Origin of the sequence: Chryseobacterium sp. Leaf180, assembly GCF_001424585.1 — a bacterium.
GTDB lineage: Bacteria > Bacteroidota > Bacteroidia > Flavobacteriales > Weeksellaceae > Chryseobacterium.
Genome location: NZ_LMPJ01000008.1, coordinates 1 through 16093, shown reverse-complemented (window position 1 = coordinate 16093; position 16093 = coordinate 1). Strand labels below are relative to the sequence as shown.

Genomic DNA, 16093 nt, shown 5'->3' with positions numbered 1-16093 from the left:
AACACAGATGATTTCTATTTTTATTATGATCGTTGCGTACCGATATTACGCTAACCTTGCTGAGCGTTTTGGCAAAACCAAATGGCATTTTGGCCTGTTGGCATTAGGTATATATCTCGGTTTTCAGGTATTTTTCCTTTTTGCATATGGAATTTATGAAGCACTGACCAACCCAAATTTTGTAGACGAAAATAATTACACGGGGATTTCCGGCCTCAATTTCGTAAGCTGGATCATTGCGGTTGCTGCAGTGTACGGCGGCTATAAAATTCTTGAAAACAGATTGCAAAAAGAAGATCTCAAAAAACCCGCCTACGAAATCGATCAAATCGGCCAAAAAGAAAACCGATAATCATCGGCTGATTATTGCCGTCTTTGTTTACCGTTTTAAAAGCCGTATTTTTGCGTAGCAAATTTTTCTTCAATTCAGATCAATGAAAAAGCAAGATACCTGGGACATTATAAAAAGACTGTTTTTTATCGGGATGAAATTCCGGTCCTGGTTTATTTTTACCTTAATAATATCCATTGCATTGGCGATGGTTTCTACGTACCGGCCGTATCTCACGATGATTATTGTCGATCAGGATATCACCGCGCTCAAAGACAAAGCGCTTCTGATGAAGCACGTGTATATTTTGGTTGCGTTGGTTGCTGCGGAAACTTTCCTGAATTTTTTCCTGGTTTATTTTTCAAATTTTATTTCGCAAAACGTAATCCGTGACATCCGCGAGCGGCTCTACGATAAACTGATTTATTTCCGGACTTCCTTCTTTGATAAAACGCCGATCGGACAATTGGTGACGCGTGCTGTAGGCGATGTTGAAACCATTGCCACGGTTTATACCGACGGGTTTTTAATGGTTTTCGGAGACATTCTGCGAATCGTATTTGTGCTCGTAATGATGTTTAATACCGATGTTCATCTCAGTTACATCACATTGGCGATTCTACCTTTAATGGTAATCATTACACGGTTTTTTCAGAAAAGATTAAAGAAAGCATTTGGCGACGAGAGAACGTGGACGGCCAATCAAAACTCGTTTGTACAGGAACGGCTTGCCGGAATGCCGATTATTCAGGTGTTTAACCGACAAAAAGCTGAATTTGAGAAATTTGATGAAATCAATATCACACTGAAAGGCGCGCTTTTGAAAACAGTATTTATATTCTCGCTTTTTTTCCCGGTTGTTGAGTTGATTTCCTCCTTATTTATTGGTTTTATTCTTTTCTACGGCGGATTTATCACCATTAAAGCCGGTGCAGTAATCGCTTTCATTCAATATATATCGATGCTAATTCGTCCTTTACGGCAGATTGCCGACCGTTTTAATAATATTCAAAGGGGAATTGTGGGTGCCGAGCGTGTTTTGGGCGTGATGGACGAAGATTATGCGATGGAAAATAAAGGCACGGTTTCTAAAGATCATTTTGAAGGAAAAATAGAATTTCAGGATGTGCATTTTGCCTACGACGATAAGCAGGAAGTTTTAAAAGGAATAGATTTTAAAGTAAATCCTGGTGAAACAGTCGCGATTGTAGGTGCAACGGGTGCCGGTAAATCTACAATAATCAGTTTAATCACAAGACTTTACGACATCACCTCAGGAAAAATTCTGATTGATGATATTGAGGTTCGCGATTATGAACTGTACTGTCTTCGAAGTCATATTGGCGTGGTTTTACAGGATGTCTTTCTTTTTCACGGAAGCATTTTTGAAAATCTCACTTTCGGAAATGAAGAAATAACTTTAGAACAAATAAAAGCCGGTGCGCGGGAAATTGAAGTTGATGATTTTATTGAAAGCCTTCCCGGCGGTTATGAGTATATCGTAAGCGAGCGCGGATCTTCCATTTCACTCGGGCAGCGACAGCTCCTGTCGTTTTTGAGAGCGTATCTTTCTGATCCTAAAATTCTGATTCTGGATGAAGCGACTTCCTCGATAGATCATGAAAGTGAGAAACTGATTCAGCGGGCGACCGAAAAAATAACGAAAAACCGTACCTCGATTATCATTGCCCACCGACTTTCAACCATTGAAAAAGCCGATAAGATTATTGTGATGGATCAGGGAAAAATAGTGGAAGAAGGCAACCACAGTGATTTGCTGAATATAAACGGATATTATGCTACTCTTTACAGATCCCAATTACGAAAGGAAATCGAGCTGGATGAGAAATCTTGATTTAGAAGCGAATTTTACTCAAAGGTAACCTGCTATTTATTATGATCTCACGCATGAAATAAAATGACGTGCCCTATGTTTTTTAAGTATCTTTACAAAAAAAAGATATGAAAAAAACTTTACTTCTTTTGACTGCTTTCTGCGGTCTTTTGCAGGCGCAAACCACTATTACAAAAGCTTTTAACGATCCCATTGCAGGTGAAACGGCTAACAATGTGCTGATCAACGGAACGGTGAACAATACGCCGACCGGAGCGAATTCGACATTTGCCAACCCTAATGTTACTCAGGGCGTAGCTGCTCCCAATGTTTATTCAACACCTCTTGCTTCAGAAATCGTAACGTATCCGGGAAGTACTTTGAAACTGGTAAACGGCGGAACTACGGTTTTTTATAAGCAGACTTCGACAAAACTTGAAATTACTGCTTTGGTGACTGCGGATGCCACGCTTAATTTTATTTCCAACAACGGTACGGCGATGACTTATCCTACAACGTTTGGCTTTACCAATACCGATACGGCTGCAGGAACATTTACCAGCAGTACCATTTCCGGTACATTCAGTGGGACTATCGTAACCAATGCTGATGCGACCGGAACTTTAACAATCGGTGCAAAAACGTATACAAATATTTTGCGCGTAAAATCTGTGCAGAATTTTGCTCTTCTTATCGGCGGTTTGGTTCCTGGAACAATTACCAATACTTCGTACACATATTACGATAACATCCGCAAATTCCCGATTCTTACATCTACTGAAGGAAGCATCGTGGTGGCAGTATTAGGAGTTAACCAGTCGACGAACGGCGCGCAGGCTTTGAATGAAGCTTTCCTGAGCACGCTTTCGAATGATTTAAAGAAAAAGTCGCTGCAGATTTATCCCAATCCGGTGCAGGATCAGCTGTTCATCAAGGGAGATCTTTCGCAATACAAAAAAGCAAACATCTACAGTCTTGACGGCAAACTGATCAAATCTTCAGATGTAAAATCTGGTGTTGTGGAAGTTTCAGAACTGCCTGTATCATCGTATTTTATTGAAATTTCCGGTGAAAAGGTAAGCTCTGAAAGTATAAAATTCATCAAAAAATAATTTTTTGTGAAAATGTAAAATAAAAAATCGCTTATAAAATTTATGAGCGATTTTTTAATTATAATTTTTAAATTTAATATAAATTGATAAACCAGATTTTATGAAAAAACTCTCCCTCATTGCATTTGTGCTTTTCGCTTTCTCAGGTCTAAAAGCACAGGAAGAAGAAGTAGCGGTGGTTGCACCAAAGATGAACATTATTAAAACCAATGTTACCGGCTACATCTTCAGAAACATCAATCTTTCGTACGAAAGATCAATCAACCGCTGGTTCTCAGTGAATGTCGGTTTTGGAATTATGCCCGAAGGAAAAATTCCCTTTATGAACAGTATTCTGGATGATGATGACGAAGCGAGATTTAAAAATCTTGAGGCAAAAGCCAGCAACTTTACGATAGAGCCAAGGTTTTATTTAGGTCAGGGTTTTGGCAAAGGTTTCTACATTGCGCCTTATTACCGTTATTCTAAAGTGACGTCTAATACGTTTGATTTTATTTACGATTACATGGCGGCGAACAATGTGAACATTCCGATTCCTTTGAAAGGAAGTGGTGACACAACCGGAAACAGCGGCGGACTGATGGTTGGTGCGCAGTTTTTCCTTAATAAAAGCCAGACTTTTGTTCTCGATTTTTGGATCGCAGGCGCACATTATGGAAAGGGTACAGGTGATTTTGTTCTCAGCGGAAATGTTGTACTTACACCGGAAATGCAGGCTCAGCTGAAAGCTGAAATCGAAAAGCTTGATATTCCGTACGTAGATTACACAGTACAGACAAATTCGTCAGGGGCGACCATCAATGTTGACGGACCTTGGGCTGGTTTCCGAAGCGGCTTGTCGCTTGGTTACAGATTTTAAATTTAAACACATATAAAAAAGCATTTCCGGAAAGTTGGAAATGCTTTTTTGTCCTGATAAAAGTTCGAAAAATTTTGCCGTTTAAATTTTACGTTTATTCTTAAATAAAAAATGCGTTTCAGAATACTTGAAACGCATTTTTATTTTTTAGCTGTACACTTCGCGGAATTTTTCCAGCAGCGTATCGAGCGTTCGTCTTTGTACATATACCGATTTTACTTCGTTGTATCTTGGTGATTTATAGAAAACTTCATGAAAATCCATGCTGCCGTTTCCAGCTTTTTCTACACGCTGTACATCGATATTTAATTTTTTGAGTTCTTGACTAAATGTCTGAAATTCATCCTGAATAGTATTCATTACACATATGTTTTTAAAATTAAGAAATAACTGTATAACAAATTGCGCACCTACTTGTGTTAACGCAATGTTAATTATAGATTAAATTTAGCAAAATTTTCTTAACAAACAACTAATATTTCAGAAATTCAGCAATTATTGAGGATTTTTGTTTAAATGATACGAGATTCTTTGCGCAGTTTGATGAAATTAAACTTTTCGTGATTTATATTTTTCCTGCAAAAATGTGAATAACCAATAGAAAAATAAAAATCCAACTGCGAAAGTGCAGATCCTTGTAAGGAAATCGCCGGCTTTCACATAAAATGTTTCGCCTTCATACAGTTTCACTTTAGCATACAGTGCCGTTTTGTCGCCGTAAAAAGTATCTTCTATGATTTCTCCTCTTGCGTCGATATGTGCAGAAATTCCACTGTTGGCAGCGCGTGCAATTTCCCGTCTTGTTTCAATGGCACGAAGTTTAGCATAAGATAGCAACTGTTTGTGACCTTCAGAAACGCCCCACCAGGAATCATTGGTCATGATCGCGAGAAAATTGGCTCCTTTCCGAACATATTCTGCGGTAAATTCTCCGTAAATACTTTCGTAGCAAATAATCGGAGCAAGTTTGCCTTTATTATATGGATTAGAAAAGGCTACGCGCTCTTTATCTATTCCCAGCGACGCCACTGTACCGCCAAGATCAAGCATCGCATTTCCTAAAAGTGGTTTTAAAACACTGATGTATGGGAAAATTTCAACGCCGGGAACCAGTTTTCCTTTATGATAAACCAATATCGGCTGATCGGGAGAAAGCTGAATTGCGGTATTGTAATTGACTTTCCACGACATCGGTGCAATCTGATACGCTTCTTTGGGAAGGTTTTTCTCTTCTTTAAAAATTCTGTGCGATGACGCGCCGGTCGCAAAAACCGATCCCGGATGCTGCTTCAAAAAATTCTTTACATTAAATAAAACGGTGCTTCGGTCTAAAGCAGTTTCAGAAAAAGAGCCGTTCCCGGGAAGCGCCGTTTCCGGAGCGATGTAATAATCGATTTTTCCTTTAGAATTGGCTTCGGCAAGATTTAAAAGATCATTTTGAATTGTAAGGCTGTCTTGGGAATATTTTTCAGAATACGGATCGAGATCTGGCTGCAGCATCAAAACGCTTACTTCACCGACAGGTTTTTCATCAAACTGATTATATTTTACCAAAGAAATAATCATCGGTAAAAAAATCAAAGCCGAAATAATGGAAATATTGACCACCAGACTTTTCCTTTTTCTTCCTGCCTGATAAATTCTGATCGTGTAAAATATAAAAACATTGATTAAAAGAATCCAGAAACTGCCGCCTGTTGCACCCAAAGTATCATACCACTGGATAAGTTTTGGAAAATCTGAAAATGCATTTCCAAGATTCAGCCATGGCCAGGTGAGTTCCCACGAGAGATGAAACTTCTCAAAACACATCCAGAAGGCCACAAAAAAAGCAAGTCCCCAATATGTTCCCTGCGCATTTTTGTACCAGTGATAGCACTGAAAAACGAGCGAATATAAAAGCGAATTGACCAAAACCGGAAAAACCACCGCAAAAAGCGAATGACTTCCATCCGGATTTCTCGCTTCATAGAGCCAACCTGTCGTGACAATATTCCAGATCACAAAGCAGAGATAGGTAAGACCGAAAATCGATCCTCCTTTTCTTTTCAAACTAGAAAACTTCGAAATATCATGTTCCATTATAAGCAGTGGAACCAATGCAATAAATATAAAAAACGGAATGCCGTACGTAGGCCACGAAATTGATAAAAGCATGGCCGAGATAAGCGAAAGAAATATGTATTTCATGAAAATATTTTACCCATCAAATTTAATGCTTTTGAAATGAATACATTTGCAAATGCTGCTAAAGAAATCCTACAGAATATTAATTTTCCCGTATACGGTTTTCCTTCTGTACCTCATGTTTCTGGGCATGGGAAGATCGCAGTATGAGATGAATGTGATCAGAATTGAGCCTGTTTTGTCGACTGTAAATTTTATAAAAGATACAGTTCGCTGGCTGGATATTGTAAAAATCGTAGTCGGAAATGTGGTGATGTTTATGCCTTTTGGATTTCTCGGCTGGGTGTTTCCGAAACTTAAAAACCTGCGAAATTTACTCTATGCATTTGTCTCTGCCATCACAATTGTAGAAGGTCTGCAGTATTTTACGAGAATGGGGATTTTTGAGATCGATGATATCATTCTCAATACGTTTGGGGTTTTTCTCGGCTGGAAAATCTATCGGTTTTTAGATCAGAGAATAGATATTAAAAGAGCTTAGATAATATTCACTTCACGTTCCAGTTCAATTCCAAATTTCTTCTTTACCGACTGAATAATCATGTCAGAAAAATCAAAAATCTCTCTGCCGGAAGCATGTCCTGTAGCGTTCACCAAAACGAGTGCCTGAAGAGGATTGGAAGCGACATTGTCTATTTGTTTCCCTTTCCATCCGCATTGCTCGATAAGCCAGCCAGCTGGAACTTTCACAAAATCACCGTTTTCGTAACCGGGGATTTCTGTGAATTTTTCTTTTAATCCTAAAAATTGAGTCTTAGGAATCGTCGGATTTTTAAAGAAGCTTCCTGCATTTCCTGTAATTTTCGGATCTGGCAGTTTGCTTTGTCTGATTCTGATTACTGCGGCAGAAACATCCTGAATTGTCGGCTTCGTTATGTTTTTTTTCTGAAGTTCGGACTGAATTGCGCCATATTCTACATTGATGCTATGATTTTTTCTGGTCAGTTTAAAAGTAACTTCAAGAATGATGTATTTTCCTTTTTCCTGTTTAAAAATTGAATCACGGTAGCCAAATTTACATTTTTCAAGATCAAAAATCTCAGTTTCCAAAGTTTCGAGATTTAAAACCGTACAGCTTTCAAACACATCTTTTATTTCGGTTCCGTACGCACCAATATTCTGCATAGGAGAAGTTCCCACATTTCCGGGAATCAATGACAGATTTTCGAGTCCGCCAAAATTTTTAGTCAAGCAAAAACGAACCAGCTGATGCCAGTTTTCACCGGATTTTGCCGTAACCAAAACTTCATTGTCACTGATCTCTTTTACTGAAATTCCAATTAAATTAAGCTTTACAGCCAAACCTCCGAAATCCTTTGTAAAGAGAATATTGCTTCCGCCACCGAGAAATAAAACTTCCAGCGATTTTTCGTGTGCAAAATGTATCGCTTCTTTCAGTTCATCAACCGAATATACTTCTGTAAAATATCTGGTTTTAGCATCAACACCAAAAGTATTGAAGTTTTTGAGCGAAAAGTTTTCAAGAATCATGTGATGCAGAACGTTATTTATATTCTTTCGGAAGCATTTTTTCAAACTTCGTTTTCAGGTTTTGAAGCTGACTGTAATTAATTTTGTCGTTGTAGGAATTGACAAAAACCTGCGTTTTTCTTGTTGTATTCACTTTGAAAGTTTCGTCGATCCCGTCTACAGGCTGCATACTTGGCGAACTGGTGATTTTGCTTAACGTTTTCACATCCAGCGTCGAGGTGAGTTTTTTCCAGTTTTCAGGAGACATTTTTGCGCGCCATTCTTTGTGAATATTATTTACCGACTGTCCGTTTTCAAACTTTATCGAATCTTTTGTTGCGGTAAAAGTGCGGTACGAACCCTGCATTCCGCCAACATTCGAATAAGTGAGAGAAAGGATTTCTTCGCCAGAATTTTTTGTGACAGAAGTAGTATTTTTCTGCATACAGGAAAAGAAAACCAGCAGTAAAAATACTGCACCGAAAATTTTCGCCATGTTATTTCTTACTGCTGATTTCATTGTTAAATATTTTAAATGGTAAATTCAAGTTTGTACTGAGAAAGGGCAGCTTTTAAGATTTCGACACTTCTTCTCAAATCCTGTTCTTTTAAAACATAAGCGATTCTTACTTGTTTTTTTCCGAGTTCAGGATCGCTGTAGAAACCGCCGGCCGGAGCCACCATAATCGTTTCGTTTCTAAAAGTAAATTTTTCAAGCAGCCATTGTGCAAATTTTTCGGTATCATCTACAGGAAGTTCCGCCACACAGTAAAATGCACCTTTAGGTTTCGGACAAATCACACCCGGAATTTCATTTAATAAATCCACCAAAACATTTCTTCTGTGCGTATATTCTTCGCGAACCGATCGGATGTAAGCGCCGTCATTTTGGTGTGCCGCAGTCGCCGCAATCTGGCCTAAAAGTACCGGACTTAATCTTGCCTGAGCAAAAAGCATTGCCGCATCACGTATTTTTTTTGATCTTGTAAGAAGACAGCCGATTCTTACGCCACACATAGAATATCTTTTAGATTCAGAATCAATGATGATGCAGTTTTCACTCAATTCAGGGAATGCAAGCATTGAGATTTGCTGTTTTCCGTCGTATACATATTCGCGGTACACTTCATCAGAAATCACAACGATATCATACTTCAATGCAAGATCAGTCAGCTGCTGCAGTTCTTCTCTTGTATACAGATAACCAGTAGGATTTCCAGGATTACAGATTACAATTGCTCTTGTGCGTGCTGTAATTTTTTTCTCAAAATCAGCGATCGGAGGTAATGCAAAACCGGTATCAATGGTTGATGGAATTGCCACAACATTTACATTAAACGTATTGGTAAAACCGTTGTAATTGGCGTAGTAAGGCTCCGGAATAATCACTTCGTCACCATCATCACAAAGCGTAGAAATCGCAAAATTCAAAGCTTCTGATCCGCCATTGGTCACAATAAAATTATCTGGCGTGATGTCGGTAAAATCCAGTGAATGATAGTAATCGGTAAGAGCCTGTCTGTATTCAATATTTCCTTCAGAAAGCGCGTATTCAAGCACTTTAAGGTCAATATTCTTCAAAGCGGTAAGAGCCGTTTCCGGAGTTTCGATGTCGGGCTGGCCGATATTCAGGTGATATACTTTGGTTCCTCTTTGTTTCGCTTTCAGGGCAAAAGGAACAAGCTTCCGTACGGGTGAAGCCGGCATATGCTGGGCTCTGTTTGAGATATTTGGCATTGATTACAATATTTGCATGCAAAAATAAGAAATTATTTGCGAGCGGTCTGTCACATTGCCACGGAAAGTATTTTTAGCCTTCAATCTTTTCTTTTTACTATTTTTGAAATAAAAAATCATGCAGATTACCGCACCGTCTTTTGACGAATACCTAAAGCAGATTCCTGAAGATCGTCAAAAAGCTTTTCAAAAGCTTTTTGAAACCTTAAACAAAAATATTCCCCAGAATTTTGAAGTTTCGATGTCTGGCGGAATGATTAACTGGGTCGTTCCTTTGGAAATTTATCCGGCCGGTTATCACTGTACGCCAGGTTCTCCGCTGCCTTTTCTCGCTATGGCGTCACAGAAAAACTTTATCGCGCTTTATCATATGGGGATTTATGCGAAACCCGAACTTTTAAACTGGTTTGTAGAAGAATTTCCGAAACATTCAAAGAAAAAACTGGATATGGGAAAATCATGCATCCGATTCAAAAAACCGGATGATATTCCTTTTGAACTGATCGCCGAATTAAGTAAAAAAATGTCCGCTGAAGAATGGATTGCCGTTTATGAGAAAAATTTCAAAAAATAATCTCGTCCGTTTTTTCTTCGGATTTTTTGTTTTATTATTAGTCTTAAGCTGCAAAACGTCTGTTTCTTCAGTTTTAAAAAATGGTGATTTTCTGTTTGTAACAGCAAAAAATACCGGACTTTCGGGCGCGATCAACAGTGTCACGCAGACACAGCAAAATGCTTCATTCGATCACATCGGAATTGTAGAAAGAAATAACAGCGGCGTTTTTGTGCTTCATGCTGCGCCAAATGGTGGTTCGCAAAAGCAGACTTTGAAAGATTTTAAAAAAGATCAGAAAGCTGAAGGTCAGAAAGTTTTTGCATATCGGCTGAAACCGGAATATCAGAAAAGTATTCCTGAAGCAATTTCAAAAGCCAATTCGCTTCTGGGGAAACCTTATAATTTCGATTATATCTTAAATGAAAACAGCTATTACTGCTCAGATTTTATTGAGAGATCATTTAGAGAAAATCATATTTTTAAACTGGAACCAATGACTTTCATCGATCCTAAAACCGGAAAAACCAACGCATACTGGCAAAATTTTTACAGTAAAAAAAATCTCAAAGTTCCGGAAGGCGAGCTGGGCTGTAATCCAAACGGTTTGGCAGCATCCGATAAACTGGAGAGAATTGGCGAGATCAAATAAAAAACGTGCGGATTTCTCTGCACGTTTTTTTTATTTAAAATGTTTCAGTTTAAATTCTTTCGATATCGGCACCGATGGCTTTCAGTCTTCCGTCAATATTTTCGTATCCGCGGTCGATCTGCTCTATGTTGTGGATAATTGATTTCCCTTCTGCAGAAAGTGCTGCTATTAAAAGTGCGTTTCCTGCACGGATGTCTGGCGAAACCATTGTTGTTCCGCGAAGAGGTGTTTCCTGATTTAATCCAATAACGGTCGCACGGTGCGGATCGCATAAAATAATCTGCGCGCCCATATCAATTAATTTATCAACGAAAAACAATCTCGATTCAAACATTTTCTGGTGAATCAAAAGACTTCCTTTCGCCTGAGTTGCCACAACTAAAATGATTGAAAGTAAATCCGGCGTAAATCCTGGCCAGGGTGCATCTGAAACGGTAAGAATGCTGCCGTCAATAAATTTCTGAATTTTATAATGTTCCTGAGACGGAATGTAAATATCGTCACCGCTTTGCTCAAGCTCAATACCTATTTTTCTGAACGTATTTGGGATCACGCCAAGCTCGTTCCAGTTGACGTTTTTGATGGTGATTTCAGACTTCGTCATCGCCGCGAGACCAATCCACGAGCCGATTTCCACCATATCGGGAAGCATCGTATGTTCTGTACCTCCGAGATGACTTACGCCTTCAATTTTTAAAAGATTTGAACCTATGCCTTCGATTTTTGCGCCCATTCTGTTGAGCATTTTGCAAAGCTGCTGAAGATAAGGTTCGCATGCGGCGTTATAAATCTGTGTTTTACCTTTTGCTAAAACAGCTGCCATCACAATATTAGCCGTTCCGGTGACAGAAGCTTCCTCGAGAAGAATAAATTTTCCGTTAAGTTCTTTAGCTTTTAAAGAATAAAAATATTCGTCTTCATCGTAATGAAATTCTGCGCCAAGTTCTACCAATCCCTGAAAATGCGTATCCAGACGTCGTCTGCCGATTTTGTCACCACCAGGAGTTGGCATATACGCCTCACCATATCTTGCGAGCATTGGGCCAAGTAACATGATTGAGCCGCGCAGTTTGGCACCGTCACGTTTAAATTCTTCAGATTTTATGTAATCAAAATTGACAGTGTCTGCTATAAAAGTAAAATCTCCGTGCGCGTTTTTGGTCACTTTTACGCCAAAATCACCAAGAATTTCTATCAGCCTGTTTACATCATGAATATCCGGAATATTCTTTATTCTCACTTCTTCATCAGTCAAAAGTACAGCGCACAGAATCTGCAGCGCTTCATTTTTGGCACCCTGCGGCGTTATTTCGCCATGCAGTCTTTTTCCTCCTCGTATCTGAAATGTTCCGCTCATCGTCTGTTCTTATTGTTGCTGTTGAATCTTCTTTTGTTTAAATTGTTATTGCTTGTGCCCGATTGATTTCTTCCGCCGGTACTTTTGTGTGTATTGTTGCGGTTGGTACTTGCGTAGTAGATCTTACTTTTATCCAAAGACTCAATACCGGTCAGATCAAGACGGTTTTCTGAAAGTTCTTTAAGATGTCTGAAAATCACATCATCGCTTACATGTTCCTTATTATATACATTATAAGATTTCTTCATATTATTGGCAATTACCTCGATCAGTGCTTCTTTTTCGTCGCCTGGCTCGAGTTCTATTGCTTTTTCTATTAACTGAAGAATACTTTTTCCGTAAAATTTAAAATCGCCCTGAAGTTTCGGGTATTCCATACGGTTTGGCTTCTCGCTCAATTCCTCCTCAGTTGGGAATGGATAGGCGGAATCTACATCCAGATCGTAACCGGACAGTATATATAAATGATCCCAAAGTTTATGCTTGTAATTTTCTTCGTCTCTCAGCGATGGGTTTCTCTGACCCATAAAATCAATGATTGCAGCGGCCATTTCATTGCGTTCTTCTTTAGTCGGCAGTTCTTTGCATCGCTCTACCAGCATCTGTATTATTCTGCCGTATTCAGGCATATTCAGCTGGTTTTTTTGGGTATTGTATTCCATAGACTGCAAATATAATGATTAATCGACTACTTTTTTATATCTCTCAGCGCGCGCTTTGCCAATTTTTAATCTTTGTGTCCTGAATTTCTTTCCTGAAAAAATCAACCAGTTCTTTACGTTGCGCATCGGTAAGTTTTGCATCCTGATGACCAATAAAATACGATTCTAATGGCATTTCTTTCTTTTCTATCATTTCTGATGCCTCTTCCATTTTTTTGATTTGTCTGGAAGGCTCGTACGTTGCGAATGTCGAGAAATTTAATTCTTTTCGGGCTTCTTCAATATGATTTTTGATAATCCACGAGCTTGGAGCCAGACTTGCGTACCACGGATACCGCGTTTCGTTGCTGTGGCAGTCGTAGCAGGAATTTCGGATAAGTTTTGCAGTGGAAGGTTCGATCGTTTTAATTTTTAAAAAATCCATTCCCGCGTTCACTGGCGGATTGGTTTTATCGATCGGGAAAAACTGGATGATTACAAATGCAACCAGTACGACAATCAAAAGTTTTTTCATAGCATGTTTTTTAAGATTTTATCTGAATCAAAATAAATGCCTGATATTTACATTAGCTTAAAAGCCAGCTGCTCGCATGTGCTATATTTTGCTTAAAATTGATTTTTGAAATAAAAGTCTATCTTTGCAAAAAAATTGGGCTTGAATCGATCGAGTAACCCATTGATAATCTGATCCTGAGTATAAGCTTTAGGGTTATTAAACATTTTTTTAATGTCAAATATTGTTGCCATCGTTGGGCGTCCCAACGTAGGAAAATCCACACTTTTTAACCGACTTTTAGAGCGTAGAGAAGCCATCGTAGATTCTACGGCAGGTGTTACCAGAGACCGTCATTACGGAAAATCTGACTGGAATGGAGTAGAGTTTACCGTAATCGACACTGGAGGTTATGAAGTAAACAGTGAAGATGTTTTTCAGGAAGAAATTTCGAAACAGGTACAGCTGGCAGTAGACGAAGCTACTTCGATTATCTTCATGCTGAACGTGGAAGAAGGCCTTACAGATACTGATTATGAGATCAACGAATTGCTGCGTCGCTCAAACAAAAAAGTATATTATGTTATAAATAAAGTAGATTCTTCGAAAGAAGAAATTGATGCCACTGAGTTTTATCAGCTCGGAATTGATAAATATTACACCATTTCTTCGGCAACGGGTTCGGGTACAGGAGAAATTCTGGATGATGTTGTAAAAGATTTTCCGACAAAGGATTATCAGGATCCGTTTGAAGGTTTACCAAAAATCACCATCGCCGGCCGTCCGAATGTAGGTAAATCTACAATGACCAATGCGTTGCTGGACAGTGAGAGAAATATTGTAACCGATGTTGCAGGAACTACGCGGGACAGTATTCAAACACTTTATAATAAATTCGGACACGAATTTGTTCTTGTCGATACCGCAGGAATGCGCAGGAAAGCTAAAGTGAATGAAGATCTTGAGTTTTATTCGGTAATGCGTTCCATCCGTTCGATAGAATATTCTGACGTCGTAATTATTATGGTTGATGCGACACTCGGCTGGGAATCTCAGGATATGAATATTTTTGGTCTAGCACAGAAAAACCGAAAAGGAATCGTAATCGTAGTCAACAAATGGGATTTGGTGGAGAATAAACAGACCAATACCGTTCGCGATTTTGAACAGTCGATCAAAGACCGTATCGGACAGTTCAGCGATATTCCTATTCTTTTCGTTTCCGCATTAACAAAGCAGAGAATTCTAAGAACTGTAGAAGTGGCGATGGAAGTTTATGAAGCCCGCAAGATGAAGATCAAAACTTCAAAACTGAACGAAATTATGCTTCCGATTTTTGAGTCAACGCCACCGCCGGCAAATAAAGGGAAGTATATTAAAATTAAATATTGTGTACAGCTTCCTACGCCGTCACCGCAGTTTGTATTTTTCTGCAACCTGCCGCAGTATGTGAAAGAGCCGTACAAAAGGTTTACAGAAAATCAGCTCAGAAAGCAGTTTGGCTTTACGGGCGTTCCTATTGAAGTCTATTTCAGACAGAAATAAAATATTTCCCCGCAGATTAATCTGTGGGGATTTTTTTTGCTTTAGAATTTTTAAATTTGATACTTAAACTGAAATTATGGTAATCGAGTTTTCAAAACATTTTTCATTGGTTAATGCATGGATAAACGAGCTTCGCGATGTCGAAGTTCAGAAAGACAGAATGAGGTTTCGCCGGAATATGGAGCGGATAGGAGAGATTGCAGCATATGAAATCAGCAAAGAATTGGAAACGCGGGAAATAAACATTCAGACGCCTTTAGATAAAATTACATCTGTAGAAATTGCTGTACAGCCGGTTATCACAACGATTCTACGTGCAGGAGTTCCGCTTTTTCAGGGATTGCTTAATTATTTTGATAAAGCAGATGCAGGTTTTGTTGCGGCTTACCGGAAGCACGATGCCAACGATTATTTTTCTATAAAACAGGATTATCTTACATGCCCGGATATCGAAAACCGTCCGCTCATCGTAGCAGATCCTATGCTCGCGACCGGCGCTTCACTTATCGAGGCAATAAAAGATCTGCTTACCAACGGTACGCCATCTCAGCTTCATATCGTTGTTGCTGTCGCATCAGAAGAAGGTATAAATACAATCAAATCAGAATTTCCGCAGGCAAAGATCTGGGCTGGTGTCATCGATAAAAATCTCACAGATAAAGGTTATATCACGCCCGGTTTGGGTGATGCCGGCGATCTCAGTTTCGGGCAGAAACTTCAGCGTTAAAAATTATTTTTTCTTTCGGGCAGACACTTCCCGCTTTGCGCTGTATCTTTTGGCTTTGTCGGCTTCGCTTCGCTTCGCCGCCTCGCCAAAAGGATGTCGCTTCAATCGGGGCTGCGGGGCTCTTCGTAAATCGGGCAATCTGCGTTGAGAAGAGATTTTGTTTAGAAATATAAATTTTTGTTTCGGGAAGTCAGGTGTTTAGGTCTGGGATTAAAAAAACATTGTAGATAAGTTGGAATTGCAGCTTAAAGATTCTTACTTTTGCCGCACTGAAAAACGGATGAGAGTTTGTTGATTAGGTAAAAGCGCAGGAGCGGTTTCCGATAGTGGGAGCTGATTAGATTTTAGGAAAAGCACTTAATTAAGCACTTTTGAGGTGGAGATTTTAGGGATGTGGTTTTAGAAAAAATAAATATATTTTTTCTTGGATTATGTTGGTTAAAGTTGTTATCTTTGCAGTCCGGCAAAACCGGGAAGCGCAGGAGGGATTTATTTAGGGATTGGATGTTTTGGGTATGGATTTGCTTTCATTGATGAAGGGAAATTTTTTCAGAAAAACATTTGGTAGTTTAGG

General features: G+C 39.0%; 17 protein-coding genes. 9 read left to right on the top strand and 8 right to left on the bottom strand.

Annotated features, from left to right (window positions below; translation table 11 throughout):
* Window positions 1-7 precede the first annotated feature (7 nt).
* The 4 genes from ASG01_RS07730 (at window position 8) to ASG01_RS07715 (ending at window position 4136) form a co-directional block, all read left to right on the top strand.
* Window positions 8-352 (top strand): hypothetical protein, encoded by a 345-nt coding sequence (locus tag ASG01_RS07730; RefSeq protein WP_055862413.1) that lies wholly within the window; start codon window positions 8-10, stop codon window positions 350-352.
* A gap of 82 nt (window positions 353-434) precedes the next feature.
* The gene (locus ASG01_RS07725; protein ID WP_055862411.1) at window positions 435-2186 is read left to right on the top strand and encodes an ABC transporter ATP-binding protein; all 1752 of its coding nucleotides are present in this window, start codon (window positions 435-437) and stop codon (window positions 2184-2186) included.
* A gap of 107 nt (window positions 2187-2293) precedes the next feature.
* A complete protein-coding gene (locus ASG01_RS07720; protein ID WP_055862410.1) occupies window positions 2294-3277 on the top strand; it encodes a T9SS type A sorting domain-containing protein in 984 nt (327 codons plus the stop codon).
* 100 nt (window positions 3278-3377) lie between these two features.
* Complete coding sequence (locus ASG01_RS07715; protein WP_055862408.1) at window positions 3378-4136, top strand: hypothetical protein; 759 nt, start codon at window positions 3378-3380, stop codon at window positions 4134-4136.
* 147 nt (window positions 4137-4283) lie between these two features.
* On the opposite strand, the gene ASG01_RS07710 is transcribed toward ASG01_RS07715, so the two are convergent.
* Window positions 4284-4496, bottom strand: a complete 213-nt coding sequence (locus tag ASG01_RS07710) for a hypothetical protein (RefSeq protein WP_055862407.1) — start codon at window positions 4494-4496, stop codon at window positions 4284-4286.
* A 189-nt stretch (window positions 4497-4685) separates the two neighbouring features.
* Complete coding sequence (gene lnt, locus ASG01_RS07705; protein WP_055862405.1) at window positions 4686-6326, bottom strand: apolipoprotein N-acyltransferase; 1641 nt, start codon at window positions 6324-6326, stop codon at window positions 4686-4688.
* 52 nt (window positions 6327-6378) lie between these two features.
* Between lnt and ASG01_RS07700 the strand changes: the two genes are divergently transcribed.
* Window positions 6379-6804: a VanZ family protein gene (locus ASG01_RS07700; RefSeq protein ID WP_317038769.1), complete on the top strand. Its 426-nt coding sequence runs from the start codon at window positions 6379-6381 to the stop codon at window positions 6802-6804.
* Here ASG01_RS07700 and murB read toward each other — a convergent pair.
* The 3 genes from murB to ASG01_RS07685 are packed head-to-tail and all read right to left on the bottom strand — an operon-like array spanning window position 6801 to window position 9530.
* Window positions 6801-7814: a UDP-N-acetylmuramate dehydrogenase gene (gene murB / locus ASG01_RS07695; protein ID WP_055862403.1), complete on the bottom strand. Its 1014-nt coding sequence runs from the start codon at window positions 7812-7814 to the stop codon at window positions 6801-6803. The genes ASG01_RS07700 and murB overlap by 4 nt on opposite strands.
* 13 nt (window positions 7815-7827) lie before the next feature.
* Window positions 7828-8313: a hypothetical protein gene (locus ASG01_RS07690; protein ID WP_055862401.1), complete on the bottom strand. Its 486-nt coding sequence runs from the start codon at window positions 8311-8313 to the stop codon at window positions 7828-7830.
* Between the two features lie 11 nt (window positions 8314-8324).
* Window positions 8325-9530, bottom strand: coding sequence for a pyridoxal phosphate-dependent aminotransferase (locus tag ASG01_RS07685; RefSeq protein WP_055862399.1), 1206 nt, complete (start codon window positions 9528-9530; stop codon window positions 8325-8327).
* Window positions 9531-9648: 118 nt separating this feature from the next.
* Between ASG01_RS07685 and ASG01_RS07680 the strand changes: the two genes are divergently transcribed.
* Both ASG01_RS07680 and ASG01_RS07675 read left to right on the top strand, forming a co-directional pair.
* Window positions 9649-10104, top strand: a complete 456-nt coding sequence (locus ASG01_RS07680) for a DUF1801 domain-containing protein (protein WP_055862397.1) — start codon at window positions 9649-9651, stop codon at window positions 10102-10104.
* Window positions 10082-10735, top strand: coding sequence for a YiiX/YebB-like N1pC/P60 family cysteine hydrolase (locus ASG01_RS07675; protein ID WP_082498324.1), 654 nt, complete (start codon window positions 10082-10084; stop codon window positions 10733-10735). Before ASG01_RS07680 ends, ASG01_RS07675 begins: the two co-directional genes overlap by 23 nt.
* Window positions 10736-10784: 49 nt before the next feature.
* On the opposite strand, the gene murA is transcribed toward ASG01_RS07675, so the two are convergent.
* From murA to ASG01_RS07660, 3 genes are read right to left on the bottom strand one after another with little or no spacing between them, the layout of a single operon-like run.
* Entirely contained in the window at window positions 10785-12092 is a 1308-nt protein-coding gene (murA, locus tag ASG01_RS07670) for a UDP-N-acetylglucosamine 1-carboxyvinyltransferase (RefSeq protein ID WP_055862395.1), read from the bottom strand.
* Window positions 12089-12754 carry a DUF4290 domain-containing protein gene (locus ASG01_RS07665; RefSeq protein WP_055862393.1) on the bottom strand — a complete coding sequence of 222 codons (666 nt, stop codon included), beginning with the start codon at window positions 12752-12754 and terminating at the stop codon, window positions 12089-12091. Before ASG01_RS07665 ends, murA begins: the two co-directional genes overlap by 4 nt.
* A gap of 43 nt (window positions 12755-12797) precedes the next feature.
* Window positions 12798-13268 carry a heme-binding domain-containing protein gene (locus ASG01_RS07660; RefSeq protein ID WP_055862391.1) on the bottom strand — a complete coding sequence of 157 codons (471 nt, stop codon included), beginning with the start codon at window positions 13266-13268 and terminating at the stop codon, window positions 12798-12800.
* Between the two features lie 213 nt (window positions 13269-13481).
* Between ASG01_RS07660 and der the strand changes: the two genes are divergently transcribed.
* Together der and upp are read left to right on the top strand one after the other, a co-directional pair.
* Window positions 13482-14792: a ribosome biogenesis GTPase Der gene (gene der, locus ASG01_RS07655; protein WP_055862389.1), complete on the top strand. Its 1311-nt coding sequence runs from the start codon at window positions 13482-13484 to the stop codon at window positions 14790-14792.
* A 76-nt stretch (window positions 14793-14868) separates the two neighbouring features.
* Window positions 14869-15519 (top strand): uracil phosphoribosyltransferase, encoded by a 651-nt coding sequence (gene upp, locus ASG01_RS07650; RefSeq protein WP_055862387.1) that lies wholly within the window; start codon window positions 14869-14871, stop codon window positions 15517-15519.
* Window positions 15520-16093: the final 574 nt, after the last annotated feature.